General features: G+C 69.8%; 21 protein-coding genes. 7 read left to right on the top strand and 14 right to left on the bottom strand.

Going from position 1 to position 25692, the window contains the following annotated elements; genetic code table 11:
- Position 1 precedes the first annotated feature (1 nt).
- From QHF83_RS17690 to QHF83_RS17640, 11 genes are all read right to left on the bottom strand, one after another.
- The gene (locus QHF83_RS17690; RefSeq protein ID WP_282419026.1) at positions 2–1861 is read right to left on the bottom strand and encodes a hypothetical protein; all 1860 of its coding nucleotides are present in this window, start codon (positions 1859–1861) and stop codon (positions 2–4) included.
- Complete coding sequence (locus QHF83_RS17685) at positions 1858–2274, bottom strand: hypothetical protein (protein WP_282419025.1); 417 nt, start codon at positions 2272–2274, stop codon at positions 1858–1860. The genes QHF83_RS17690 and QHF83_RS17685 overlap by 4 nt, the downstream gene beginning before the upstream one ends.
- A 254-nt stretch (positions 2275–2528) precedes the next feature.
- Entirely contained in the window at positions 2529–2783 is a 255-nt protein-coding gene (locus QHF83_RS17680) for a hypothetical protein (protein ID WP_282419024.1), read from the bottom strand.
- 10 nt (positions 2784–2793) lie between these two features.
- Positions 2794–3570 (bottom strand): hypothetical protein, encoded by a 777-nt coding sequence (locus QHF83_RS17675; RefSeq protein ID WP_282419023.1) that lies wholly within the window; start codon positions 3568–3570, stop codon positions 2794–2796.
- Entirely contained in the window at positions 3570–4736 is a 1167-nt protein-coding gene (locus QHF83_RS17670; protein WP_282419022.1) for an AAA family ATPase, read from the bottom strand. Before QHF83_RS17670 ends, QHF83_RS17675 begins: the two co-directional genes overlap by 1 nt.
- The gene (locus tag QHF83_RS17665) at positions 4733–6721 is read right to left on the bottom strand and encodes an ATP-binding protein (RefSeq protein WP_282419021.1); all 1989 of its coding nucleotides are present in this window, start codon (positions 6719–6721) and stop codon (positions 4733–4735) included. Before QHF83_RS17665 ends, QHF83_RS17670 begins: the two co-directional genes overlap by 4 nt.
- Positions 6718–7644, bottom strand: coding sequence for a hypothetical protein (locus QHF83_RS17660; protein ID WP_282419020.1), 927 nt, complete (start codon positions 7642–7644; stop codon positions 6718–6720). Before QHF83_RS17660 ends, QHF83_RS17665 begins: the two co-directional genes overlap by 4 nt.
- Positions 7641–8240, bottom strand: coding sequence for a hypothetical protein (locus QHF83_RS17655; RefSeq protein ID WP_282419019.1), 600 nt, complete (start codon positions 8238–8240; stop codon positions 7641–7643). The genes QHF83_RS17660 and QHF83_RS17655 overlap by 4 nt, the downstream gene beginning before the upstream one ends.
- Positions 8237–9574: a ubiquitin-conjugating enzyme E2 gene (locus QHF83_RS17650; protein WP_282419018.1), complete on the bottom strand. Its 1338-nt coding sequence runs from the start codon at positions 9572–9574 to the stop codon at positions 8237–8239. Before QHF83_RS17650 ends, QHF83_RS17655 begins: the two co-directional genes overlap by 4 nt.
- Positions 9575–9630: 56 nt before the next feature.
- The gene (locus tag QHF83_RS17645; RefSeq protein WP_282419017.1) at positions 9631–10701 is read right to left on the bottom strand and encodes a ThiF family adenylyltransferase; all 1071 of its coding nucleotides are present in this window, start codon (positions 10699–10701) and stop codon (positions 9631–9633) included.
- Positions 10698–11279: a hypothetical protein gene (locus QHF83_RS17640; protein WP_282419016.1), complete on the bottom strand. Its 582-nt coding sequence runs from the start codon at positions 11277–11279 to the stop codon at positions 10698–10700. The genes QHF83_RS17645 and QHF83_RS17640 overlap by 4 nt, the downstream gene beginning before the upstream one ends.
- A gap of 64 nt (positions 11280–11343) precedes the next feature.
- Here QHF83_RS17640 and QHF83_RS17635 point away from each other — a divergent pair, with 64 nt between their 5' ends.
- Genes QHF83_RS17635 through QHF83_RS17620 form a run of 4 tightly spaced genes read left to right on the top strand, consistent with a single transcriptional unit; the run spans position 11344 to position 17321 of the window.
- Complete coding sequence (locus QHF83_RS17635; RefSeq protein ID WP_282419015.1) at positions 11344–13611, top strand: WD40 repeat domain-containing protein; 2268 nt, start codon at positions 11344–11346, stop codon at positions 13609–13611.
- Positions 13608–14642: an AmmeMemoRadiSam system radical SAM enzyme gene (amrS, locus tag QHF83_RS17630; RefSeq protein ID WP_282419014.1), complete on the top strand. Its 1035-nt coding sequence runs from the start codon at positions 13608–13610 to the stop codon at positions 14640–14642. Before QHF83_RS17635 ends, amrS begins: the two co-directional genes overlap by 4 nt.
- Positions 14639–14848, top strand: a complete 210-nt coding sequence (locus tag QHF83_RS17625; RefSeq protein WP_281318956.1) for a radical SAM-modified peptide, FtsH ternary system-associated — start codon at positions 14639–14641, stop codon at positions 14846–14848. Before amrS ends, QHF83_RS17625 begins: the two co-directional genes overlap by 4 nt.
- Positions 14849–14891: 43 nt before the next feature.
- Positions 14892–17321: a TonB-dependent receptor gene (locus QHF83_RS17620; RefSeq protein WP_282419013.1), complete on the top strand. Its 2430-nt coding sequence runs from the start codon at positions 14892–14894 to the stop codon at positions 17319–17321.
- Positions 17322–17324: 3 nt separating this feature from the next.
- Here the strand turns inward: QHF83_RS17620 and QHF83_RS17615 are convergent, their stop codons facing one another.
- From QHF83_RS17615 to QHF83_RS17605, 3 genes are all read right to left on the bottom strand, one after another.
- The gene (locus QHF83_RS17615) at positions 17325–18581 is read right to left on the bottom strand and encodes a hypothetical protein (protein WP_282419012.1); all 1257 of its coding nucleotides are present in this window, start codon (positions 18579–18581) and stop codon (positions 17325–17327) included.
- 51 nt (positions 18582–18632) lie between these two features.
- Positions 18633–21578, bottom strand: coding sequence for an FG-GAP-like repeat-containing protein (locus QHF83_RS17610; RefSeq protein ID WP_282419011.1), 2946 nt, complete (start codon positions 21576–21578; stop codon positions 18633–18635).
- Positions 21579–21718: 140 nt separating this feature from the next.
- Positions 21719–22609 carry an SAM-dependent methyltransferase gene (locus tag QHF83_RS17605; RefSeq protein ID WP_282419010.1) on the bottom strand — a complete coding sequence of 297 codons (891 nt, stop codon included), beginning with the start codon at positions 22607–22609 and terminating at the stop codon, positions 21719–21721.
- A 92-nt stretch (positions 22610–22701) separates the two neighbouring features.
- Here QHF83_RS17605 and QHF83_RS17600 point away from each other — a divergent pair, with 92 nt between their 5' ends.
- The 3 genes from QHF83_RS17600 to QHF83_RS17590 all read left to right on the top strand — a co-directional run bounded on the left by QHF83_RS17600 (position 22702) and on the right by QHF83_RS17590 (position 25618).
- Entirely contained in the window at positions 22702–23427 is a 726-nt protein-coding gene (locus tag QHF83_RS17600) for a hypothetical protein (RefSeq protein ID WP_282419009.1), read from the top strand.
- Entirely contained in the window at positions 23424–24488 is a 1065-nt protein-coding gene (locus QHF83_RS17595) for a hypothetical protein (protein WP_282419008.1), read from the top strand. Before QHF83_RS17600 ends, QHF83_RS17595 begins: the two co-directional genes overlap by 4 nt.
- 143 nt (positions 24489–24631) lie before the next feature.
- Complete coding sequence (locus QHF83_RS17590; RefSeq protein WP_282419007.1) at positions 24632–25618, top strand: hypothetical protein; 987 nt, start codon at positions 24632–24634, stop codon at positions 25616–25618.
- Positions 25619–25692: the final 74 nt, after the last annotated feature.

Raw genomic sequence — 25692 nt, 5'->3', positions numbered from 1 at the left:
CTCATTCGCCACGCGCGGCGCGCTCGTAGAGCTGCGCGGCCGCGCGGAGATCGCCGATTCGCTCGTAGAGCTGCGCGGCGCGGACGAGGCTCCCGCCGGCGAGCGCGCGCGCGGCTTGCTCCCGAATCTTGGCCTCGTCGATGTCTCCGTCCTGCACATCGAATTCGACGGGCAGCTTCCGGGCCGCCGCGCGCTCCCCGTCCGCGCGCGCTTGCCGCTCGATCTCCGCGAGCTTCTTCTTCGCCTGACCGAACGGCTCGGCGTGCATGGGCGGCGGCTCTGCGATCCAGGCCGACCAGGCCGGCGAAAGCGAATCGATCCGAAAGACGAACGACCCGCCGCGCGTGACGACCACGAGCTCGCCCTCCTTCGGCCCGAAGACCCGGCGCCGCGCCTCGGGGGGCATGGCCGGGAAAAAACCGAGCCCCTGCTCGACGTAAATCGCCCCCGGGCCGATCCGCGACAGCGCGATGCCAAATGGCATGCGCGAAGCGGTCTCGTCCGCCGCGAGCAAGAGGTGCCGATCTTCGCCGAACGCGAGATACACCGCGTCCCCCGCCGGCAGCCGCACGAGCCATTGCCGCGCCCAGGCGAGCTCGTCTCCGTCCAGCAAGACGCCGTCGATCCGCGTCGCGCGCCCGTCGTGCACGAGCTCCACCTGGATAGGCTCCGGCAAACGCGCTGCCGCTCTCCCCATTTCGATCGGCGCCGCCGCTCGATCCGGCAGGGTCACGAGGGATCCGCCGGGGACCATTTCGCCGAGCAGACGCAGGCGCGCGTGCCCCACGTCCACCGCGCCGAGCACCCACACCTCGTCCCTACCGAGGAACGACGCGAAAAACGGCGCCCACGCCGGGGCGTCGCACCGCGCATCCACGAAGAGCCGCGCATCCCCGCCCGCCGCATACGCGACCATCACGCCCGGCAGATCCGCGAGCCGCGAGATCCACGACGCCGGCACCACGCCTTTCGGCGCGTGCACGCGCATCCACACCACGCCCGCGCCCTCCCCTTCCTCGGCGATCTCGCGCCGCGCGGCCGGCGCGAGCGATACCACGAGCCCGAGCGCGAGACACCGCCCCACGACCCAGCGCGCGAGCTCCGGCGGCACCACGGCTGCGATTTCACTCCGCGCCCGCGCGCGCTCGGCGCGCAGCGACGTCGATTCGAGCAGCGTGGGCAGCGGCGCCTTGCTCCAGAGCGTCCACTCGAGCCGCTCCACCTCGCGCCCCGTGACCAGCACCGTACGCGATTGCCCCTGCGGCAACAGAATCCGCGGCGGCATCGGTTTGCCATCCGGCAACAGGGCGACCCACGCCCGCGGCTCGCCCAGGATCGGCTCCTCCCCAGCGCCTGCGACGAGGCCCGTGAATGCGCGCCCTCCGGCGAGCCGCGCGAGCATCGCCGCCTTCTCGGGCGGCGCGGCCGCCTCGACCCAGACCTTTCCTTTTGGACCTCTCCGACAAACCGCCCGCGCCGCGAGCCGCGCCCCGCCGAGCGCCCCGAGAAATGCGAGGGCCTCGCCCGCGCCGGAGAACATCGCGCCGCAGAGATTCGCCTCCAGGAGCGCCATCGCCTGCCCTGCGGGCGCCTGGGAAAACTCCGCCACGGCCGGGGATTGCGGAGGCGGAGCCGCAGCAGGAGGCGCAATGGCAGGCGGCGGCGATTCGGCCGGCGGCGGCGTCGCCGGCGCCACCACCCGCGTCACATCCGCGGGCGCCTTTTTTCTCCGGGGAGGCGGCGGCGGTGGTGGCGGAGGCGGCGGCGGGTCTTCCTTCGCCGGCGCCTCGTCCGAGCGCGCCACATCGCCTGCGCGCCCGAGAAGCCGCTGCCAGAACGTCGCGGGTTTGCCCTCGCTCATCCGGCGTTCGCCTCCTCGTCCTCCCGCGCGTGCAGCGAGAATGGCGGCGGCACCACCTCCCCGAACACCCGCGAAGACCAGCGCTCCCACAATTCGTCCGCCTCGACGCCCCGCGGCCCCGCGGCCAGCGCCAGCGCCGACAGATCCGGCCGCCGCATCGATTCCCCGATCAGCACTGCCCATTCCGTCACGCACCGATATCCCGACGCCGGCGATACCCGCGCGAGATCCGGAAACACGTCTCGAAGCTTCTTCGCCGCCGCCGCGTGATCCCCGCGCGCCACGTCGCACCGCGCGCGCACGAGCGTCATCGACACCGTCTCCGCCACGTCGCGCATCGGCGCCGCGTCGATCACCTTCTCCGCCTCGGCCACGAGCCCCATCTCGTGCACCAGCGTCCAGGCCCGCCGCATCGGAAGCTCCGCCCTTGCGAGGCATCGCCCCGCCGGCTCCCATCTCCCCGCCGCGTGAAAACAGCGCGCCGCGTCCACCCATTGTTGGGAGCGCTCGTAAGCTCGGGCCGCTTCGAGAAAACGTCCTTTTCTCTCGTGCAGCACCCCGAGGCTCCCCCACGCCGCGGCCGCCTCGAAGCACCGGAGCGCCTCGTCCTCGTCCCCGATCGACAGCCAGCACCGCCCGGCCGACGCCCAGTGCTCCCGCGGCGACGTCATTCGACCTCCGGCACGAGCGGCCCGCCTTCCGCCTCCTCGGCCGGCTCCTCGCGCGCGCCCTCGACCTCACGCAAAACGGTGCCCCCCGGGCCCACCTCGCGCAACCGCGGAAATGCCGCGACAAACCGCCCGACCTCGGCGGCGATCCGGTCGTGCTCGGCCTCGGGCAGGTGGTGATCCTGATCGTCGACCAGGAACTCCTCGACCTCCCCCGTCACCTTGTTGAATCGAAATCGCACGAGCGTCGGCATGACGCGCCTCCTACCTCGGCAGCTCGAACTCGATTTCGAGGACATCGCCGTCCTCGTGCACTGAAATCCCTTGCGCCCCCCGGTGCCGCGCCATGGCGAGCAGCGCGTCTCGATAGGCTCGCGCGAGCAGCGCATGAAACGCCCGCCGCGCCTCTGCGAACACCCGATCCGCGCGCGCCTCCACTTGCCGCTGGAGCTCCGCTTGCCGCGTCGCCGCGCGCGCCTCGAAATCGGCCTCCGCCGCGCGTGCCGCCTCCGCTTCCAGCTCCACGCGCACCACCGCCTCCGCGTCGCTCGCCACCTGCGCGACGCGCGCCCGCGCCTCCGCATCGAGCGCGACCTCTGCCGAGGCCCGCGCCTCCGCGTCTGCCGCCGCCCGCGTCCGGCCGTTGTATCCGTCGTCGTAATACGCCCCCATCCCGCGCGCCGAGATCCGCTCCTCCACGCGCCCCGACAAACACCTCTCCGCCTCGCCCCGACCGACCACCTCTTCGCTTTGCGTGGCCACGATCGTCAAGCTCCGATCGTCGGGCGAATAAAGCGCCCATCCCCCGTGGATCTCGTATCGATACCCTTCCGGGACCTCCCGCCACGCGAGATCTCCCGCGTCGAGCGCGCGCTCCAGCGCGGCCAGCGCCGGCGCACCGAGCGTTCCTGCCAGCGATTGCCGGATCCTCACCTCGCCACGCACCGTCCCCGTCCGCGACGCCGCGCGCCGCACCTCACGCTCCCAGGCCTCCACGATCGCGCGTGTCGCCGTCACCTCCACTCGACGCGGATTGCACATCACGCCTCCTCGAGCCGCGCGAGCACGCGGCGCACGACGCCCTCGATTCGCTCCCGGAGCTCCCGCCCGTCCGGATGATCCAGAATGACCTCGCGCCGCAGCCGATTCAGCGCCATCAAATGCGCGGAGATCGCCGTCTCCCCGCGCAGGCTCCCCTCGCGCTCCTCCAGCGTCTCGAGATCCGCGAGAATGTGCCTTTGCCCGCGCGCCCGCGGCGCCTTCGCGCCTCCGGCCTCGGCCATCCGCGTCTCCACCACGCGCCGCAGGATCGGCGCGTCCGACGGCCGCGACCACACGTGCTTGATCGGCCACAGATCCTCGACCGCCGCCTGCTCCCGCCCCGCGAGGAGCGCCGCGCCCGCCATGAGCCTGAGCCCCTTCACGATCCGCCGATCCGAGAGCTCCAGCCCCTCGGCCCGTGTATCGCGCAGGATCTGCTCGTACAGCGGCCGCACCTCGGAGAGCTTCACCTCGGCGAGGTGATATTGCAGCGCCCGCACCGCCGACTCCTTCAGCATCGGCAAAACGGCCGTCCCTTCCCCGCGCTCATTCCTCTTCGCCGCATCGAGCCGCTCGACTTCCAGGTCCCAGCCTCGATCGAGCAATTCGCCGAGCCCCTCGTCCGGCGCCGGCGGGGCCAGCACGCGGAGGGCGAATCGATCGGCGAACGCCTTCAGCGTCGGATCGTCCGGCAGCTCGTTCGAGGCGCCGACGAGCGACATGAGCGGCACCCGCTGCCGGACGGGACCATTATGAAATACGCGCTCGTTCACCAGCGTGAGCAGCGTGTTCAAGATCGCGCTCCCGCCCTGGAACACCTCGTCGAGGAACGCGATCGTCGCCGAAGGCAACATCCCCTCCGTGCGCACGTGGTATCGCCCCTCCTGAAATGCCGGCAGATCCAGCGGCCCGAAGATCTCGGCCGGCTCCGTGAACCGCGTGAGCAGGTAATGGAACCTCGGCGCGTCGATCTGCTCGGCGAACCGCGTCAGCAAATCACTCTTCGCCGTCCCCGGCGGCCCGAGCAAGAGCACGTGCTCCTGACAAACCGCGCCGAGCACGAGGATGTCGACGGCCTCGTCCCGCAGGAAAAACTGCCGCTTGAGCTCCTTCGCGAGCCGCGACAACCGGTCCACCGTCCGAAGGGTCGCCTCCGGATAACTCACGTCGATCCTCCTCCGGACATCCCATTGCCGCCGGGGCCATTCCCCGACGAAAGCGTGAACAATGCGCCCGACGGCCGCCGCGGCCCGGGCCCCGACGGCGCGCGCGCGGCCACCGCCACGATCGGCGCGGCCCCTTCGAGCCTTTGCTCGTCGGCCGCCGCGCGGATCCTGCCGACCAGAAACCCGATCCGCTCGGGCGTCGCCGGGACGGGCGGCGTCTCGCAAAACAGCCCCACGCACGCATCCCGGAAGATCGACCGGATCTGATCGCCGTTCATCCCGTGCGTCGCCTCTGCGATCACGTCGAGCAGCGCCGGGCTCACCTCGATCCGGAAATGCTTCGCGTGCACCTCGGCGATGCGCCGCCTCGCCGCCTCGTCCGGCAAACCGATGGCGATCGGCTGAAACCGGCTCGGCCGCAGCAGCGCCTCGTCGATGAGGTTCAGCCGGTTCGTCGTGCCAATCACCAGCATCGGCACATCGGGCCGGAACCCGTCCATCTCCGTCAGGATCTGCGCGACGAGCGCGTTGCCCGCGCGGCTCCCGCCGTCGTCCCGCCCGCTGCGCCTGGCCGCGATCGAATCGAACTCGTCGAACACCACCACGCTCGGCGCGTTCCGCCGCGCCTCGGCGAAGATCGCGCGGAGCTTCCGCTCGCTCTCGCCCACGTACATGTCCGTCACCTCCGGCCCGGACACGACGCGGATCGTCGCGTTCATCTGGTTCGCGATCGCCTTCGCGAACAGCGTCTTGCCCGTCCCCGGCGGCCCGTGGAACAGAAAACCCCGCGGAATGAGCTCGCGTCGCAGCTTGTCATCCGGGAGCTGAAAAACCCCGGCGAGCAGCTTGATCGCCCGCGAGAGCAAGGCTTTGACGTCCTCGTACCCCCCGATGTCGTCCATCGTGACGTCGGGAATGACGAAATCCTCGGATGTCTGCGCCTTGAACACGCGGATCGACTCGTAGAGCCGCGCGACGCGCGAGGGGTTTGCCTCGCCATGCCCCCGCCGCGCCTCGATCTGCACCGCGTACGCAATCGCGTCCCGCAGGCGGATCGGATTGAGCCCCGCCACCTGCTTGAACAGCTCCGCCGGGCTGTAATCGGCGAACATCGCCCTTTCTTTCTGGGTCACGAGCGCCACGCCCACCGGCGCCCGCCGCCCGTCCACCGAGACCTCCCGCGGCAAACCCGAGAGCGAGATCCGCACGGAAAAACGCGCCGCCACGACCTCCGGCACCACGAGCGATCGATCGACGAACGCGAGCAGCGGCCGATCCGGCGCCTCGTACAAGAGCTCCGTGATCTCCCGCGCCTCGCTCGACATCCCGCGCTCGGTCGCCGCCACGAGCAGATCGAGGTGCGGCAGCACCAGCACCTGCCCTTCCTTCAGCCCGAAGATCAGCTCCCGCAGCCGCGCGATCTGCATCTGCCGGAGCCCCCGCGGCACGATCCCCGCTTCCGCGTCCTCGGGCGGCAGCTCCAGCACCACCCGATCGAGCCGCGCGGCCGACACGATCCGCGGCCAGAGGTGCCGCACGACGAGTTTGTCGCAAATGACCATTGCCGAGAGGCCCGCGCGCAGGAACGACGCGACCTGCTCGATCTCGTCGCCACACGCGATCTCCACGGCCTGCGCCTCCGAGATCGCCTGCGGATGCCCCTCGACCGCGGGCGCTCGCGCGGGCACGGGCGGCGGCTTCGGCGCTGCGGCGACCGGCGCAGGCGCCTTCGGCTCCGGGTGCGCGGGCGCTGCCTTCAGGTGGAGCCCCGGCGGCCAGAAGACCGGCGTGCGCTCGGAGATCACCACCACCTTGATCCGCAGATCCGACACGCGCCGATCGAGCACCTCGGCGAGCGGCTCCAAGGACAGCGCGGGCCACGCTTCGAGCAAAACCCGCAGCGTCTGATCCTGCGCATTGAACAGCGCATCCTGAAACGCCTCGGCATCCCCGAGCGGCGCGAGCGAGACGAGCGGCCGGCTCATGTTTCCTCTCCGGAGAAGCGCGCGCCGAGCTGGAACAGGCGCGTCCCTTCGAGCATCCCTTCGAGATCGAGCCCGTGGCGCTTTCGCACGAGCTCGCCGTGCGCCCTCCGGATCCGCCCGAGCGGGCCGTAAAAAGCGGCCACCGCGAGCGCGTCCTCGAGCTTCGCCTCCGGATCCCCTCGCCCGGTGATCACCCCGCGCGCCGCCGCGATCTCCTCGATCACGCGCTCCCGGTGAAACACGAGCGCCGCCTCGTACACCTCGATCACCAGATCGAGCAAGCCCGCGTCCCCCGTGCGGAGCCGCTCCATCGCCGCCGCGCGAAAACGCCGCACATCCCGCGGAGCGCCCGGCCGCGCGAATGTTTGGACCACCAACCTTCTCCCGTCCGGATGCCGAACGAGCGCCGCGATCGTGGCGATCGTCTCGTCCTCGCCTCCGGGCGCGGGCCTGCCGAGCGCGGCCGAGAGCGGCGAACGCGCGCGCAGCATGTCCGCGAGATCCGCGTCGATCGACGTCGCGAGCGCGCGCGACGTGATCGCGTCCCGCAGCACGAGATCCCAAGCCCCCGAGAGCTCCGGACAGGCCTCCGCGAGCGCCTCCGCCACGCTGGGCGACTCTGCGAGCCCCACGGCCGCCGCGAGCACGACGCCCCCGGGCCCGAGCGGCCGCGCATCCCCGAGCGGCGGCGCGCGCAGGCCGAGCTTCGCCGCGTGGATCGAGGCGAGCGCCGCCGCCGCGGATCGCACGACCTCGGGCGGCGTGAGCAGCGACGGAAACCCCATCTCGCCGAGCGGCGCCTTCCCGCGCGGCCGTGCTCCGCCACGCGCGCTCGCCCACGCGATCACCTCCGCCGCGATCGCCGTGGCCGGCGCGATCCGCCCCGCGGTTCGTCCCGACGCACCCCGTTCGAGCTCGGTCACGCGAGCACCTCCACGGCGCAAGGCGCGAGGAAATCGCCCTGCCGCGCGAAAAACGAGACCTCGCGCCCCTCGGGATCCCGCGCCGGCTCCACGCAGACGAGCGCCGCCACCTGCCAGGGCCTTCGGAACGTGGAGAAATGCAGATCCCGGTCCACGACGGACAAACCCCGATCCTCCGGGCCCGTGACGATGTGCGTGTGAAACCACCCGAGGATCGAGGCCTCGTCCCGCGTCGCCTCGGCGTGACGCCGCATCGACGCGAACGACTCCGGCGAAAACACGAGCGCGTCGCGCGCCTCCTCCGCGTGCTCGGCCCGGATCACCTCCGTCACCACCACGAGCCACCGCGAAGGCTCATCCGCGTCCCGATGCACCTGTCCGAACAGGAACCCGCCCTCCTCCACCTCACGCGAAAATGCCCACGAAATCCCCAGCGCCTCGCGCACGTTTTCCCGGACGAACACGCCCACGGGCCCCTCCGCGCGCGCCGCTCCCGGCCACGCGCGGGCGCGCGGACCGAGCGCGCTTTTCTTCACGAGGGGCGGCGGCGGCTCCTCGATCGGGGACACGCCGAACGCCTTCTTCGCTCGGATCATGCCGAGAGCCGCTCGATCCTCACGCTGCGCGCGCGCCGCGCCGCTCCGCCTTCGAGCTCGCCGCGCGAGCGCCCGCCGATCGCCACGATCGCCGCCTGCCCTTCGGGCGAGGACGCCCAGGCGTGGGCCTCGGCGTTGTAGAACTCGCGCAGCTCGTAGTTCCGGTACGACGCCATGTCGACGAGCATCTGACAAACCGTACCGAAATGCAGCCCGGGCCGGTAGCTCTCCGCGAGCACGCCCAGACAAACGAGCCCCGTCTTCGCGTCCACGTTCGGGTGGAACACCTCGCGCTGGAAATACGCCTCCGGCGCCTTCACCGGAAAATCGGGCGGCATCACGAGCAAGACCTCGTGCTCCTCGATCCGCCGCGGTGGCGATCCCGGGGCGAACCCCGGCGCGCGAAACCGCACGAGGTACTCCGTCGGCACGTCGAGCGCGTTCGCCTGCACCTCGAAGCCTGCGTGCGTCCCGGCAAACTCGAGGATCTGGTTCTTCACCATCGCGAGGCTCTCGGTCAAGAGAAACGGATTCACGCTGCCCGCGCGCCGCTCCGGGTGCACTTCGAGCAGATCGAACGGCCGCACGCCCGCGTCGTGCAACGTCTGCTGCGAGAAGAGCCGCCGCGCCCCGCGCTCGCCGGGCCGACGCAAATCCACGACGGGCAGCGCCTTTTCGCCCTTGCCCATGGGCCAGAACGCCTCCTCGTACGCCTCGAGGATCGCCTGCGCCACGTCCACGAGCCGCGTCGAGGCTCGCACGTGATCGAGCACGAACCGCTGCCCATCCGGCCCCTCGGCCTGGAGCGGATCGAGGAAATAATCGCGGAACGCGTGGCCCTCGCGCGCGACCGAAACGCGCATCGAGGGCGCGATCGACGCGCGCAGCGACCGCACGATCGCCTCTGCTTCGTCCTCGCTCGCGCCTTCGAACGACACGCACAGGCCCCCTTCCTCGCGGCTCACGAGATCGAGCGCCGCCCGGAGCCCGAGCGACGCCGCGACGCCGCGCGACGCCTTCACGATCGCGAGGATCTGCTCGTCGCCGAGGTCCTCCTGGAGCGCGATCGAAATGGGCAGCGCGGGCGCCGCCGAATCACGCGCCGCCGCCTCGCGGCCCTTGCCGCTCTTGCCGGGAAAGAGCCGCGACGCCTCGGAGAGCAGCGCCGCGACGCCGGCGCGCCCGCCGCCTTGCTCCACGATCTCGGCGACCTTCTGAAAGTAATCGCGCGGCGGCCCTTCGAATCGCGGCAGGCGCGCGCCTTCGAGGCCCGGAACGCCTGCGAGGATCGCGCCTCCGAGCAGCGTGAGCGCGTCTTCGCGTGTCTCTGCCACGCGCCCGAGCTCGTCTACGGCCTCCGCCCTGTCCAGAAGAAGTCCCGCGTTCGACATCAGGAAAGCTCCACGTACGTGATTCCGAATCGACCGAGCACCGCGAGGATCTCGCGCGGCGCCACCCCCAGATCCGACAACACCGCCCCCTCGGGCGCGCCCTCGAAGAGGAGCGTCGTCCGCGCGCGCATCAACGTACCACAGCGCGGGCAGTCCCGGGTTCCCCGTGTGCCCCACGCATCCTCGGCGTGATCCCCGCGTGGACATTCGAGCCTCTGCAAAAGCGGGCTCCACGCGAGCGGCCGCGCCTCGGGTCCGAGCGCCGCGCGAAGCGCCCCCACCGTCGCATCGCTCCCGAGCGGAATCCGCGTCGCTCCCCCGATCGGCGCGTGCAGCGGGCAATCGGGCGCGCGCTCGATCACGAGCGGCTCGGCCGCGCCACGCAGCACGTCGATCACCACTGCGTGCGTCGCCGCGGGCTCGCCCATGATCACCCGCATCGCGAGCGCGCTCGCCCACGCGCCCACGAGGCCCGCGACGGGCGCGCTCGCCCCGAGCTCCGCGGGCCTGCGTGGATCCATGCAGCTCCACGGCACGTCGCTCTTCGCGCGCTCCTCGGGCGAGAGCGCGCACGCGTAACACGGCCCATCCGGATCCACGAATGGCCGCACCTCTCCGCCCCACGCCGACGTCGCCGCGTCGATCCACCGCGCTCGCACGAGTCCCGCGCGCCCCGCGAGCGACATCCGCGCCGCGCGGCTGTCGAGACAACCCACGACGAGCGACGCATCCCGCATCTCCGCGAGCCCCACGCCCGAGACGAGCGAAGCTCGTCGCGCCGAAACGACCGTCTCCGGCGCGAGCGCGGCGAGCGTCTCCTTCGCCGCGAGCACCTTCGGCCGCCCCACGTCCGCCGGGCGAAACAGCGGCGCGCGGCTCAAATTCGAGGTCGCGACCACGTCCGGATCACAGAGCACGAGCTTCCCCACGCCCGCGAGCGCGAGCGCCTCCGCGACCACGTTCCCGAGCGCGCCCACGCCCGCGATCACCACCGTCGCCGCGGCGAGCCGATCCTGCCGGAATCCCGGCACGAGCGCGTGCCGCGCGAACCGCTCGGGCAAACCGCTCACGTGAGCTTCCGCGAGGTCACGGGGCAATGCTGCCCGATCTTGCTCTTCTGCCACTCGTCGAAGCAATACATCGTCCGGATCGCGTCACGATGCACGGCCCCGCGGCAGAGCGGCGCCTCGGGGCTACACGGACAAACCACGACCTCGTCGAACGGCCTGAGCGTGTGCCCGCAGATCACGCACGACGGCCGCCGCCCCGCCGACCCCGGCGCCGCGAGCCGCGGATCCCCCGGCAAGAGCCGCACGAGCGAAAGCCCCGGCGGTGGCGGATGCGCGGACGCGACCCCCGCGTAAAACGCCTCGCGCTCCCGCGACGACGCCGCCGTGAACGCCGTCTCCTCGTCTGGACAAACCCCGCCGTGACGAACCTCGTCCGTCATCGCCGTCGCCTGCTCCACGACATCACCGCGCCGGAACGTGTGCCCGCAGCGCGCGCAGGGTTTTCCCAGCCACGGCGAGCGGATCGTGGTCCTGCCCCCGTCCGCTTCGGGATCCTTGCGTGACGGATCCCGCCCCTTCCCGAGGCCTCGGTCGAACGCCTCGTGGAGGGCCGCTTCCCCGGTGTCCCGCTTCGCCATCCGCAAAGAACCTTAGCAAATCCCCGCGGATTCGGATACACCCGGAGGTCGGGAGCTCCGGGGCATGAGCGAGGCGCAGCACGCACCCAAGGCCGCGCTCGACGCGTACGTGGCGCGCCAGGCCGCCACGGTGGGGCGCGCGCCCGTGGCCGAGGACATCACGACGATCGGCCCCGTCGGCCCCTTCAAGGGCGCCACGGGCGCGGCCTCGCTCGGCATCATCGACGATTTCTCCGAGAGCTACCTCGGCAAGGGCCCGGGCGCCGTCACCTTCGCCCCCGACGGCCGCGCGCTCTACTTCGGCCGCGACGACGGCAAGCTCCGGCGCCTCGCGCTGCCCACGGGCACGCTGGTCTGGGAGCAGAGCGAATCCGAATACGGGCGCGGCATTTTATGCGTCGCCGTGTCCCGCGACGGAAAGCAGATCGCCTACGCGCGCAAGACCGGCTCCGTTCTCGTCGCCGAGACCGAGACCGGCAGGACGCTCCGCGAAATCAAGGGCAGCAATGCCGTCTTCGAGCTCTCGTTCTCGAAGGACGGCCAGTATCTCGCCATGGGCGGCCAGCGCGGGGCGCGGGTCGTGCACCTCGGCACGACGGCCGAGACCGAGCTCGCCCCGGGCCATTGGTCGATGACCTATTCCGTCTCGTTCGCCCCCGAGGCGCCGCTTCTCGCCGAGGGTGCATCGGGCGGCAAACTCCGCCTCTGGAACGTGCCGGGCGGCCTCTTCGCCACCCACGAACATCATCGGGGTGACATTCACGGCGTCGCCTGGTCGCCCGACGGAAAACGCCTCGTCACTGGCTCCGAGGACAAGGACGTCGTCATCTGCGGCCTCCACCCAAAAGATCCCATCCTCCGCCTCACCGGCCACACGAGCCTCGTCTTTTGCGTCGCCTGGTCCCCCGAGGGCCGCCGCGTCGCCTCCGGATCGGCCGATCGCACCATTCGTATCTGGGACGCGAACACCGGCCTCCCGCTCGCCCGCTACGAATTCCCCGAAGAATTCGCTTATCGCCTCGCCTTTTCGCCCGACGGCGTCCTGCTCGCGTCGACGCACCCTTGCACGGCGCGCCTCTGGAACACGCGCACCACCGTGAAAGCCGTGGCGCCCGCGCCGCGCCTCCTCAGCGCAGGCCCGCTCGCCGCCGATCTCGATCCGCTCCCCGGCGCGCTCGTCGCCCTGCTCCGCGTGAATCGATCGGCGCCGCTCTCGCTCCTCCGCGATTTGCTCGCCCTCACCGCGGGGCAGGCCTCGTCGCCCGACACGCTGCGCCTCTCGCGCCACCCCGGCGCGAGCGCCCTCGCCGCGCTCCGCTGGCCGCCCCGGGCCCGCATTGCGCTCGTCTTGCTCCTGCTCCGCGACTACGAGGACACCTCGTTCGCCCCGCCAAACGACACCTCCGCCGCCGAGATCCGTTTTTCCCTCATCGACGCGCTCGCCGGCAGCGCCTCCGAGCCCGACGCGCCGCCCTTGCCCCTCGCGTACCTCGAGCGCGCCCTCGATACCGTCGACGATCGCCTCCTCGCCTTGCTCGACTCCCTCGGCCCCGAGGCGTGCGCCGACGATCCCACGCTCCCGCTCGTCATGCTCGGGCGGCTGTCCCAGCTCACGCCTCGGATTGCCCTCGATCGCCGGCTCCTCGCTTTGCGTGTCCCCGCGCAGAGCGTCGGCGCCGCGGAGGCCCGGGGCCCGTGGCTCGAACCTTCGGGTTTTTCCTCGTCGGGCCACCTCCTCCACCTCGTCCCCTCGCAATGGGCCTTGCCCGACGATCTCCGGCATTACCGCGCCCTCGACGGCGGCCTGCTCTACCGCGCCCGCTTCGGCCGCGAGCCGCCGCGCCTGCGCCCCCTCGTGCTCGTCCTCGACGTCTCGCCCACCTCGTTCGGCCCCGTCGAGGTCATGCTCCGGCAAGCCGCGCACGCCCTCGCCGCGTCCCTGCTCGACGTCGGCCTGCCCGCTTATTTCATCGCCGCGGGCGGGAAAAACGAGGCGCGGGCGATCGTGCACCGCGCCGACCTCTTCGAATTGCTCACGGCCCGCGCGCGAGAGCCCGTGCATACCGGAAAAACCCTCACCCTCGCCGCCGAGCTCTGCGCTTCTTTGCCCATGCACGGACCGCTCGAGCCCACGATCATCGTCCTCTCGCATCCCTCCTTCGGCGAGGAGGACCTCGACGTCCCCGCGCCGAAGGATCTGGCCGGCTTCTTCGTCCATTACCCCGGCCACCCCCGGGAGCCCGCGTGGCAAAGGCGCTGCAAGCGCGCCGTCTGCCTCGGCCCCGACGACGAAGGCCTGCTCGGGGCCGCACTCGGGCAGGTGCTCGCTTGACGTCTTCTCCGGAATGGCGCCCCGCGCGGTTTTACCGGACCGACGGCGTCCGCCTCACCTGCACCCTCTGCCCATTCGCGTGCGCGCTCGCGGACGGCGATCGCGGCCGCTGCCATGTGCGACAGAGGCGCGGCGACACGATGGAAACGGCGACCTACGCGACGTCCGTCCTCCACGCCCAGCCCATCGAACGGAAACCGCTTTATCATGTTCATCCCGGAAAAACCGTCCTCACCGTGGCCGCGCCGGGCTGCACGTTCGCCTGCACCTATTGCCAGAACTTTTCCGTGTCGCAATATGGCCGCACGAACGAGGCATCATGGTCCGCGCGCCCCGTGACGGCGCGCGAGCTCGTCGCGGCATGCGCGGAGAAAGACGCGCTCCTCGCCTTTTCGTACACCGAGCCCATCCTCGCCGCCGAGCTCACGCTCGACGTCGCCGATCTCCGGGGCGACCCTCGCCCCTCGATCCTTTGGAAGACCAACGGTTTCGTCACGACAACCGCCGCCCGCCTCGTCGCCCCGGCCCTTCTCGCGGCCAACGTCGACCTCAAGACGCCCGCCGACGCCTCGCACCGCAAGCTCACGGCCGCGCCCCTCGCGCCCGTGCTCGAGGCCCTCTCGATCTGGAAAGAATGCGGCGTCTGGCTCGAAATCTCGACCCCGCTCATCCCGGGCCTGAACACGGACGACGCCTCGCTCCGTGCCCTCGCCGCGCTCGTCTTTTCCTTCGGCGCCGAGACCCCGTGGCACCTCGTCCGTTTCCACCCCGATTACCGCCTCCAGGATGCGCCCCCGACGCACCCCGACCTCCTCCGCCGCGCCGTCCGTATCGCTAGAGACGTCGGCCTCGCGCACGTGTACGTCGAGCGCGCGCTCGGCGAGGAGGGGCACAATACACATTGCGCGGGCTGTGGCCAGGCCGTGATTCGAAGGGACGTGTGGGTGCTCGCGGAGAACGCCCTCGTCCATGGGAAATGCCCCCATTGCTCACAAGCCATCCCCGGGCGATGGGACGAGGTGCCAGCATGACGAAACGCGAATTCGTCGAGTCTCTCCCGGATCTCATCACGCCCGAGGAGTACGCGGCCGATCCCGAAGGCCGAAAGGTAAAACTCCGCATCCGGCCCACGGCCGACGGCGTGGAGGTGATCGGCGACGCCGTCCGGCCCAAGGAACTCGAAGAGCTGCTCCTCGCCCTCGACCCGGCCGTTCTCCAGCAAATGCTCTGCGGCTAGGCCCTGCATTCCCGGGGTTTCGTGGTATGTTGGTGGTCAAACCATGCCGAACCCGGGATCGCTCCTCGCCCGCGGCTTCGTGACCGGCGCGGCGGCCCTCGCCCTCGGCCTCGTGACGGCCCCCTCTCACGCACAGCCCGCGAGCGAGCCGCCGCCCGAGACGACCATGCCCTCGCCGCGCGGGCCCACGATCCCGCCTTATCCCGAGGGCGCGACGGGCGACGCCGACGTCATGCTCGCCATTCTGGTGCGCTCGGACGGCAAGGTCACCGAGGCCCGCGTGATCGAAGGCCCCGAGCCCTTCGCCAGCGCCGCGGCCGCCGCCGCCTCGACGTGGGAGTTCGAGCCCGCGCGCCGCAATGGAAAACCCATCAGCGCCCGCATCCGCTTCCTCGTCACGTTCCGCGCGCCCGCCCCCGCCCCCGAAGAGCCCGCGCCGCCCGCCGCAGCATCCCCCGCGCCCACGCAAAACCCGAGCGCGCCCGCCCCCGCCGTGCCGCCGGCAAAACCCCCGGCGCCGGAGGCCATCGAGGTCCGCGTCCAGGGCGAACACCAGGCCCCCACGACGCGCACGATGTCCCGCGTCGAGGTGCGCCAGCTCCCCGGCGCATTCGGCGACCCCTTCCGCGCAATCGAGGCCATGCCCGGCGTCACGCCCATCGCCTCGGGCGTCCCTTATTTCTTCGTGCGCGGTGCGCCTCCCGGGAACGTGGGGTATTTCATCGATGGCATCCGCGTCCCGCTCCTCTTCCACGTGGCCGCGGGGCCGAGCGTCATTCATCCCGGGCTCGTCGATCGCGTGGACCTCTATCCCGGCGGCTTCCCTTCACGTTATGGCCGTTTCACGGGCGGCATCGTCACCGGCACCATCCGCGAGCCCGAAAACCGTCTGCACGGCGAGGGCAACATCCGCCTGTTCGACGCCGGCGCCATGGTCGAGGCGCCATTCGCGAATGGCCGCGGCGCCGCGCTCGTCGCCGGCCGGTATGCGTATCCCGAGCTCGTCCTGAAGCTGGCCTCCCCGGGCGTCGAGCTCGGCTACTGGGATTACCAGGCGCGGCTTCATTACGACCTCACGCCCTCCGACCGCATCGGCGTATTCGCCTTCGGCTCGCACGACTACCTCGCGCAAATCGACGACGACGACGGCGAGAAGGAGACCGTCGTGGCCGGGCAGTTTCATCGCGTCGATTTCCGCTATGATCGAAAGCTCGGCGAGCACGGCAAATTGCGCCACGCGATCACGCTCGGCTACGACGAGAGCCAGGCCCGCGACGGCCAGAACGCCGGCACAACGTGGCTGCTCGGCTCGCGCACCGAGCTCACCTTGCGCCCCTCGGAGATCGTGACCGTGCGCGCGGGCGCCGACGCGTACGTCGAGCGCTTCGAGATCGACATCGAGGAAAACGACGACGACGCGCCGAGCCCGAACGACCTCGCGCTCATGCGCCAGCTCACGAGCCGCGACGATTTCACCGCGGCCGTCTGGGCCGACGCCGTGATCCGCCCCCACCCCGCGCTCGAGCTCATCCCCGGCGTGCGCTCCGACATCTTCACGTCCGACGGCGTCGCCAAGGCGACCTTCGATCCGAGGCTCTCGAGCCGCCTCGAGCTTGGAAAACGCTTCACGGTCGTCAGCGCGTTTGGCGTGACGCACCAGCCCCCGAGCTTCCTCGGCGCGGCCCCGGGCCTCCAGATCGGCGGATTGCAGGGCGGCGTGCAGACGGGGCTCCTGTCGAGCGCGGGCGTCGAGATGAGCCTGCCCTTCGACATCAGCGCGACCGTGACGGGCTTTCGTGGCGCGTTCTTCAACCTGAGTGATCCGATCGGCAATCGCCCGCCCGGGACCGAGCTCGGGTATGCTCGGCAAGCGGAGCTCCGGGGGATCGGCAGCACGTACGGCATGGAGCTTCATCTGCGCCGCAGCCTTTCGAAGCGCCTCGGGGGGTTTCTGTCGTATACGCTCTCGCGCTCGCTCCGCCACATCGGCAACTCGACGTTCGAATCGGCCTACGATCGGAGGCACGTCGTGAACCTCGCGGCCTCCTACGACCTCGGAAGGAACTGGAAGATCGGCGGCCGCATCGTCTTTTATACGGGCTCCCCGATGATCCTCGATTACCGGGTCCGCCGCCGCGATCTCGGCCTGCCGGACGACCCCGACGATGGCCCGGATCTCCCGGACACTCCCGAAGAACACGCGCAGCGCGAGGAGCTGCAGAAGCTGCTCGCGAACTACGTGGCGAGCCTGAATTTGCCCGACCGCCTGCCCGCGTTCTTCCGGCTCGACGTGCGTCTGGAAAAACGGTGGACGTTCCCGAATGGCAAATGGCTCTCGTTCACCGTGGAGGTGCTGAACGCGACCGCCGGCAAGGAGGTGACGCAATACGAATGCTCGTTCCAGGACGGATGCGCGCCCGAGGAGATCGGACCCCTCGTGATCCCGAGCATCGGAGTCGAGGGGGGATTCTAGCCATCACGGGCTCAGCAGGAGATATCGGATCCCGACGTCACTCGTGATTCCGAGCTCGTAGAGCGCGACGTGGAGCCGGCCGGCCCCGTCGCGGTCGAACGTGGCGCCGAACGGGGAAAAACCCTCTGTCACGACGGCCTGAGCGATACCGCCGGGATGCGGCGAGGCCACGACGAGCTGCCCCGCCGTCGGCGAGCCGATCTCGAGCCGCGAATAAAAGAGTCGCACGGAGCCCGCCTCGTCCGTCACGATTCCCAGCGGATACACCGTGACCCCTTGCGGCACTTGTTCGATGGGCGTGACGGTCCACGCATTCGCCCCCTCGCGCGTCGCGTACACGAGCTCGAACGTGAAATCCGAGAGCTGGCGTAACGCGAGGACGTGAGGTTTGCCCTGGGTGTTCGCCGCGTCCGCCGCGGTGGCGGCCAGCACGAGGCGATACGAATCCGCTTGCAGCGTCCCCGAGCCGAGCGGCATGACGACCTCGTGCGCGAACGGCGGCGCATGCCAGTGGAGCTCCCACGCGCCATTCACGGCTTCCCACGCGATCAGGTGCGGCACGCCCTCGGGCGAGACCGCGACCGGGAACGGAAAGGGGGTCCCGCCGAGCTTTTCGACGGACCAGGACGAACCATACCTCCCGAAAAGCAGCTCGTCCCCGGGACCACGAAATCCAGCGAAGAGCTCACCGGTTTGTCCGATCGCGAATCCCCGGGCCAGGTTCGTGCCCTCCGCCGGGACATCGTCGACGAGGCTCCACCCCGCCGCGGTGAACGACCACAACGAAGCCCCGAAGGCCCCGTCGTTCACGAGCGCGACCGGCACATCGGGCGCGATCGACACGAGCCCCGCCGTGGCCGAATCGAACGGCGTCGGATTCACCTCCCAGTCGCCCGCTGCCTTGCGCACGGCGTAAAACCCTTTGTATTCGCCGACGGCCGACGAAAAGAGCATCCGGGGCCGGCAAGACGCGTCGAGCGAGAGCGCCGGGGCGTCGTTCCGGTATGCGGGCGGGACCATGAGCAGCTCCTCTTCGAGGATCTGGCAAGGCGCGTCTCCCGAGCCACAAAGCGGCAGCATGTCGACCGAAGGCTTCGTGAGCGGCACGCACCGCGCGGACGGACCCGGGCCGAAACCGCCCACGCCGGACGAGCCGCCGGCGCCGCCGCTCCCGGACGTGGAGGTGTCATTCGTATCCACCACGGGCCCACAACCCGCGAGCCACGCCGAGAATACAAGAAAGGAAAGAGGGTACCTCATGGGCTCATGGTACCAGGAGCCCAGCCGATCCGCGAGGCGCGGACGTACCCGTCAAGGACTCGACAGGATGGCGCTCACGAACTTGGTCGTGAAGCTCGACACCAGGAGATCCGGCAGCGTGTCGCCGTTCAGCGGCCCGACGGCGAGGGAATACCCCGAGTAGATGGCCGGGAACTCGACGTCCGCGACGAATTGCCCGGCCGCATTCTGGAAGTGCAGCAGAATCTTCCCGTCGTACGAATCCAGGCTGGCGATGTCGAGCTTGCCGTCGAGGTTCAGGTCGACGAGGAACACCTCGCGGATCTGCGGGCCCGCAGGCACGATCGTGGGCCCGGAGAACGCGCCGCCGGGCATTCCCTTGTAGAGGCGGAGGTCGTTCACCAGCTGCCCGGAGATATTCGGCGCGACCACGACATCGGGCTGCCCATCCATATCCACGTCGCCGGCCGCGAGCGCGCCCAGCTTGAAATCGATCTGCGTCGTGGCGAGCTGCGTGAAGGCTCCGTTGCCCTTGTTCTCGAACGTATCGATCCGCGAGTTGATCCCGAGGACGAGCTCGGGCAAACCATCCCCCGTGCAATCGGCGAGCGCGGCGGAATCGACGGCGAACCCGACGGCGGTCGTGAACGCGGTCTTCGGCGACAAGCCCCCCATTCCGTCATTGAGGATTGCCTGGGCGCCGTAAGAACTGACGCTGAGGACGTCCTCGTCGCCGTCGACGTCGAGATCCGCGACGAAAAGCTCGACCGTCGCGTCGAGGACGTTCGATACGGGCACGGGCGCGCCGAAGTTGCCTGCGCCGTCATTGGAAAGAACGTGCACCGCCTGCGTGCCGACCGAGGACCAGAAGACGAGGTCGGGCGCGCCGTCGCCGTTGATGTCCCCGAGCGCGAACCGCGAAGCCGACTGGGTATTCGGCACCTGCACGGGCGGAAGGAGATGCCCCGTTCCATCGTTCCGCGCGACGAAGATGCCCCCTGAATGGAGCACGGCGTCGCTGTCGCCGTCTCCGTCCACGTCCCCCATCAGAATCGAGCTCGACGTACCCTTCGCCAGCAAGACCTGGCGCGGGAAGAACCCTTGCGACGCGTCGTACACGAGCGCATTCAGGCCGTACGACGTGTTGATGACGATGTCCTCGTCGCCATCCTGCTCCAGATCGAGCGCGACCATGGGCCCGCTCCATACGCCCTCGGGGACCCAGAGATCCAAGCCGACCGAGAACGTGCCCGTGCCATCGTTCGTGAGCACGCTGAGCCCCTTCGGATCTGCTGCCTGGACGTCCGCCGAAAGGAAAATGTCCTTGTCACCGTCACCATCGGCGTCGAAGACGAGAGCCGGGGAGGCACTATCGCCGATCGGCACTTGTTGCAGTGCAAATGAAAACCCGCCCTGGTTCCGCGCGATCACGATCTCCTTCTGCAGTCCATCCCTCGTGATGGCGTCGAGCAGGCCATCGCCGTCGACGTCGTCGAGAAGCACGCTCGCGGTGAACGAGCCATTCCCCGTCGGAATCGGGACGTCGACGAGCGCGCCGAACGTGAAATTGCCCTGGTTCGGGTAGAATCGCAGCGAATTCGTCGCCGGGGAAAACGAGGCGAGGTCGAGGTCGAGATCCCCGTCGAGATCGCCGGCCACGATGCCATACCCCTCCGGGTCCATGGAGAGCGTCTTCGGCGGGCCGAACGCGCCGCCTCCCATGTTCTCGCGCACCGCGAGGCCGTCGAGGCTGTCGAGCACGACGGCGAGATCCGCGTCCCCATCGCCGTCGAAATCGGCAAGCGTGAGGCCCCCGATCGGCTGGTCGGGTGTCGAGTTCTTGGTGAACGTGCCGGCGCCGTCGTTCGTCAGGACGATCAGCTCACGCCCGAGGTCCTGACCGTACGCCATCACGACGTCCGTGTCTCCGTCAGCGTCCACGTCCCCGAGCGCCGTCGCGCGGAGCGGGGCTCCCGTGAAGAGCGTCGTCGGCGTGAGGCTCCCGTCGCCGCGGTTCCGCATCCACACGAGTTTCTCGCTGTTGTCCACGACGACGTCGACCCGCCCATCGCCGTCGAGATCCCCCTTGCCCACGATCGTCATGCCGTCCGACCCCGTGAATGCGGCAAAACCCGTGTAGCAGCGCTCCTCGGGGGTCGTCATGCCGTCGTGGCAGCCATCCGTCTTGCAATCGCTCCCGCAGCCGTCGTCGTCGACCGCATTGCCGTCGTCGCACGCCTCGTCCGGATCCAGGATGCCGTCGCCGCAGACCTCCAGGGTGCAATTCGACCGGCATCCGTCCCCGCCGAGAGTATTGCCGTCGTCGCAGGCCTCGCCGAGCCCGGCTTGCAAGGTCCCGTCGCCGCACCCTTCGTACACGCAGAGGGCGCTGCAGCCGTCACCGTTGGTCTGGTTGCCGTCGTCGCACTGCTCCTGGTTGTTGTTGTTGTTGAAGCCGTCCCCGCAGAACTCGAGCTGGCAGCCCATGCAGCCGTCGCCGCCGAAGAAATTGCCGTCGTCGCACTGCTCGTCGCCTTCGACCTCGCCGTCGCCGCAGAACGGGAGCCCCTGGCACTGGCTGTCGCAGACGGCCGTGTTCGGCGGATCGCAGGTCTCGTACGGCGCTTCGATCACGCCGTTGCCGCATTTCGCCTTCTTGCAGTCGTTCGGACACCCGTCGAGGTTGATGTCGTTCCCGTCGTCGCAATCCTCCCCCGGATCGACCACGCCATTGCCACAGCTCTCCAGGTCGCAGGTCGCGCTGCACCCGTCGCCGTTCGTCGTATTGCCGTCATCGCAATTTTCGAGCGGATCCACGACGCCGTTGCCGCATGTTTCGGACACCTGCTCGGGTACGCAGTCGGCGCTGCATCCGTCGCCGTCCTCGGTGTTCCCGTCGTCGCAGATCTCGTCCTCGCTCACCTCGCCGTCGCCGCAGCCGGGGGGCTTCGGGGAGACGTCGTCTCCACAGGCGATCGCGAGCAGGAAAAGCGGCGTGATGAACAACGTCCTTCGCATCGAGGCCTCCTGGAAGGGTCGAAAAGAAAGTCAGCGCAGGCACGATTCCATGACCGCTGCGCGCCGTCACGCCCCTCCCGCGCCGAGCACGAATCGTGCGCCGATTCGAAGCGCCCCTCGTCCGCCTCGGGACCGTTCGTTTACGCCGCGCGTCGCTCCAGGATCGCGAGCCGCTCCCACTCGAAAATGCCTTCGTAATCGGTCGACCAGTACCGCTCCGCCCACGCGTCCGCGCCCTCGTCGCGGACCACGTCGAGCCCCGCATCCCGGCCGAGCGCCGCGAGATCCTCGGGCTCGACGAACCCACGAATGGGCTCGCCGAGCGCGCGCGCGATCACGTGCCCGCCGGCGAGCAGCACCCGCTCGATCCGGGGCTTGCGCGGAGGCACGTACGTGAGCGCGACCCGGCTGCCCGGCGCGCTCGCCGCGCCGATGGAGCCGAGCGTGCCCGCAATGGCCGCGCGCGTCAGATAGATGGTGACGCCCTCCCATATCCAGAACGAGGGATCGTCCGCGGAAAAACCCTCCCGCGCGAGCGAGGCGCCGAGGTCGTCACGCTCGAAATCGACGGGCACGAGCCGCACCTCGCGCGCCCTCGGCTCGATCCGCGCCGCCCGCAGGCGCTCCCGTTTGTCGCGCTGCGTGCTCGGGTGATCCACCTCGAAGACGGCCGCGTCCGCGAGCTCGTCCATGCGATACGCCCGCCCGTCGAGCCCGGCGCCGAGCACGACGATCTGCCGCACGCCTCGCGCGAGGCTCTCGCGGACCGCGTCGTCGATCGCCTGTGTGCGCAGCGCGACGTGGTACGTCATGCCGAGCGAGGCGAGCCCGAGCCCGCGATGAACGAGCTCCGTCGCGCGCTCCGAGACCGCCGCGCGCGAGGCGAGGCGCGCCGCGAGCGAGAGGGGCCGCGGGACGAGCGCGGCCGCGATGGGATCACGCGCGCCGGCGAAGGGCGCCGGAAGATCGGTGTAAAGCGCCCGGATCGTGGCCACGGCCATGGATGTGAAGCTCGGACGACCGTCGTGCACGGACCCTTGATACCACGAACGTTAGGCTTGCGCGTGGCCTCCGCGCGGGTGCATGATGAGCCCGATCGAAGGGCGAGCGTAGAGGCACTGGGATGGACGTCGTCCTGTCGAAATCGAGGCTCCGGCCGCTGCTTTTCGTGCCCATGGGCCTGGTCGTCCTCGGCGGCGTGCTCGTGGAGGTGCTGAAGCCCCTCTACAAGCTGCCGAGCCGCACCGGGATCGTGCCTTTCCTCTCGATGAGTTACGAGGGCAACGTGCCGACGTTCTACACGGCGGCGCTGCTCGGGTTCACGTCGCTCCTGCTCGCGCTCGCCGCCGCGGCCACGAAACGACCGGGCGAGCGGTTCGTCGCGCACTGGTGGGGGCTCTCCGCGGGCTTCGCGTACATCGCCGTGGACGAGCTCTTCGAGTTCCACGAAATGGCCGGTACGTTCGTGGAGCTCTCGGGCGTCCTCTACTTCAGCTGGGTCCTTCCGGCCGCGGTCGTGGTGCTGCTCGTGGGCCTCGCGTACATCCCGTTCCTGCGGCATCTCCCGCGGAAGACGCGGATCCGATTCCTGGTCGCGGGCGCCATTTACGTCGGCGGCGCGGTGGGGATGGAGCTGCCGCTCGGGTACTGGACCGAGCAGAATGGCACGCACAACCTCGGATACGGGCTCATCGACGCGGTGGAAGAGTCGCTCGAAATGCTCGGGCTCAACCTGTTCGTGCTCTGGCTCGTCGATCACCTCGCGGAGAAAGGCGTCACCCTGCGCTTCACGAACCCCGCGCCCGAGCCCACGCCCGCGCCCGAAGCCGAGCCCGCGGACGCGCCATGACGACGCTTGATGCGACGAGGCCCGCCGAGCGCGCCACGAAGGCCCGGTCCGCCTACATCGCAGGCCCCGTCTACGATTGGGTGTTTTTCCTGCTGCCGCCGATCGCCTCGGTGATCGTCGGCGCGCTCGTCTCGGGCACGTGGCTCGCGACGGACCGATTCTGGCTCGCCGGCAAGCGCGTCACCTGGAGCACGCTGCTGCTCGGGATCGTGGTGAACGCCCACCTCGTCGCGGTGTTCGTCCGCAGCCACCTCAACCCGGACGTGTTCCCGCGCCACAAGTTCCGCTTCCTCGTCGTCCCGATCGCCGCGTTCGCCGCGATGATGACCTCGATGTGGGCCGTGGTGATCGCCACGGTGCTCGTCACGTTCTGGGACGTCTACCATTCGTCGCTCCAGACCTTCGGCCTCGGGCGCATTTACGAGCGAAACCAGGGCAACGATCCCACCGCGCTCCGCCGGCTCGATCTCGGCCTGAACCTCTTGCTTTACGCCGGCCCCATCGTCTCGGGCGCCACGATGCTGGCGCATTTCCAGAAGTTCGAGCTCTTCGAGGACGTCGACGTCCTCTTCCTCACGGAGATCCCGACCGCGATGTTGTCCCACCAGCGTCACATCGCCTGGGCCGTGATCGCCTTTGGTGGCCTCTTCCTCGCGTATTACGTGCGGAGCTACGTCCGCCTCGCGCGGCGCGGCCACGCGGTGAGCTTCCCCAAGGTGTTTCTGCTCGCCACGACGGGCCTCTGCTCGATCTGGGCGTGGGGCTGGAACCCCTTCGGGCAAGCCTTTCTCATCATGAACCTCTTTCACGCGGTGCAATATTTCGGCCTCGTCTGGTGGTCGGAGCGACGCGTGCTGCTCCAAAGGTTGCGGCTCCAACAATTTCGGCTCGGCGCGCCCATCGCCGCCGCCGTGTTCGCCTGCGTGACCCTCGGCTACGGCGCCCTCGCTGAAATCACCTCCGACGGGAGCCGCGCGCTCTGGAGCCTCGTCCAGACCGTGGCCCTGATGCATTTCTTCTACGACGGCTTCGTTTGGTCCGTCCGCAAACGACAAATATGACGCGCCCGCACGTCGAAGGGCCGCTGCCAATCCCAGTTACCAGGCGGCATTTCCACCCCACGCGCGCTCCGGAGGCCTGAAAAGGCAAGGTTTCGGCGAGATGGATATCGCGGAGCGGTGCGATTCTGGGTAGGATGTTCGGGATGCGACTCGAAAAGCTCCTGCACTCCACGCTCGTCGCGCTGTCGCTCGCCGCGGTCGCGGCGCTGCCCGCGTGCTCGAAGACGGAAGACAAAGCCGAGGCCGAGGTGACGGCCGAGAACATCGCGGCAGAAGACGCGATCACGGAGCAGCACGAAGCTGCGACCGTGACGTGGGCCGTCGCGCCGGAAGGCAAGGTGAAGGCCCGCTTCAAGTCGCCCGACGGGGCGCCGCTCGACGACGGCGTGACGGGCAATGTCATCGTGAAGCCCGCGCGCAAGGGCGCCGAGCCCGTGACCGCGAAGCTCGTCTTCGACGCGAAGGCCGGCGTCCACACGGCCGACATCCCCAAGCTCGAAGACGACCTCACCGAGGTGACGTACGACGTCCAGGTGAAGGGCAAGCCCGTGAAGAGCACGCTGTACGTGCCCAAGGGCGGCACGCACGAGCTCGTCGCGACCGCGAAGGTGAGCGCCGAAGCGAAGATCCCCGAGGGCAAGAAGGGCCCGAACGGCGGCGTTCTGCAGGTCGCCGGCGACGATCTCATCGAGGTCGTCGCCGACGTGAAGACGGGCGAGTCGCGCGTCTACGTGCTCGACGACGATCTCAAGCCGATCCCCGTCGGCAAGCGGAAGGTGAAGCTCGGCGTGGTGGCGAGCGGGCCCGAGTTCGTCGAGCTCGAACCGGAGCCGAAGGGCCTCTTCTTCACCGGCAAGGTCGTGGTGAAGACGAACCCGCACAAGCTGACGGTCGTGCTCTACCCGGAGGACGTGCCGACGCCGGTCGTCGTGCTCTGCGGCTGGCACCCCGGCGCCGTGGTCATCGTGGGCCCGAGCGCGCCCGTGGTGGGTCTGTTCGTCGTGGCGAACTGGGCCCCGGTCGTCGTCGTCCCGACCCCGCCCGTCGTCGTCGTCCACGGCAAGGGCAAGGGCAAAGGCAAGTGGGGCTGGAAGGGCCGCGGCCCGAAGGTCCACATCAAGATCCACTGAGGATCGCCCGCGCGGGCGGGAAAACCCCTCCCCCGCCCGCGCCTTCGCGCTCGACCCCGAGCGCAGTTCAACGA

Origin of the sequence: Polyangium sp. 15x6 (assembly GCF_029960785.1) — a bacterium.
Classification (GTDB): domain Bacteria; phylum Myxococcota_A; class Polyangia; order Polyangiales; family Polyangiaceae; genus Polyangium.
The sequence above is the reverse complement of the archived record's forward strand: the minus strand, read 5'-3'. Positions and strand labels throughout refer to the sequence as shown.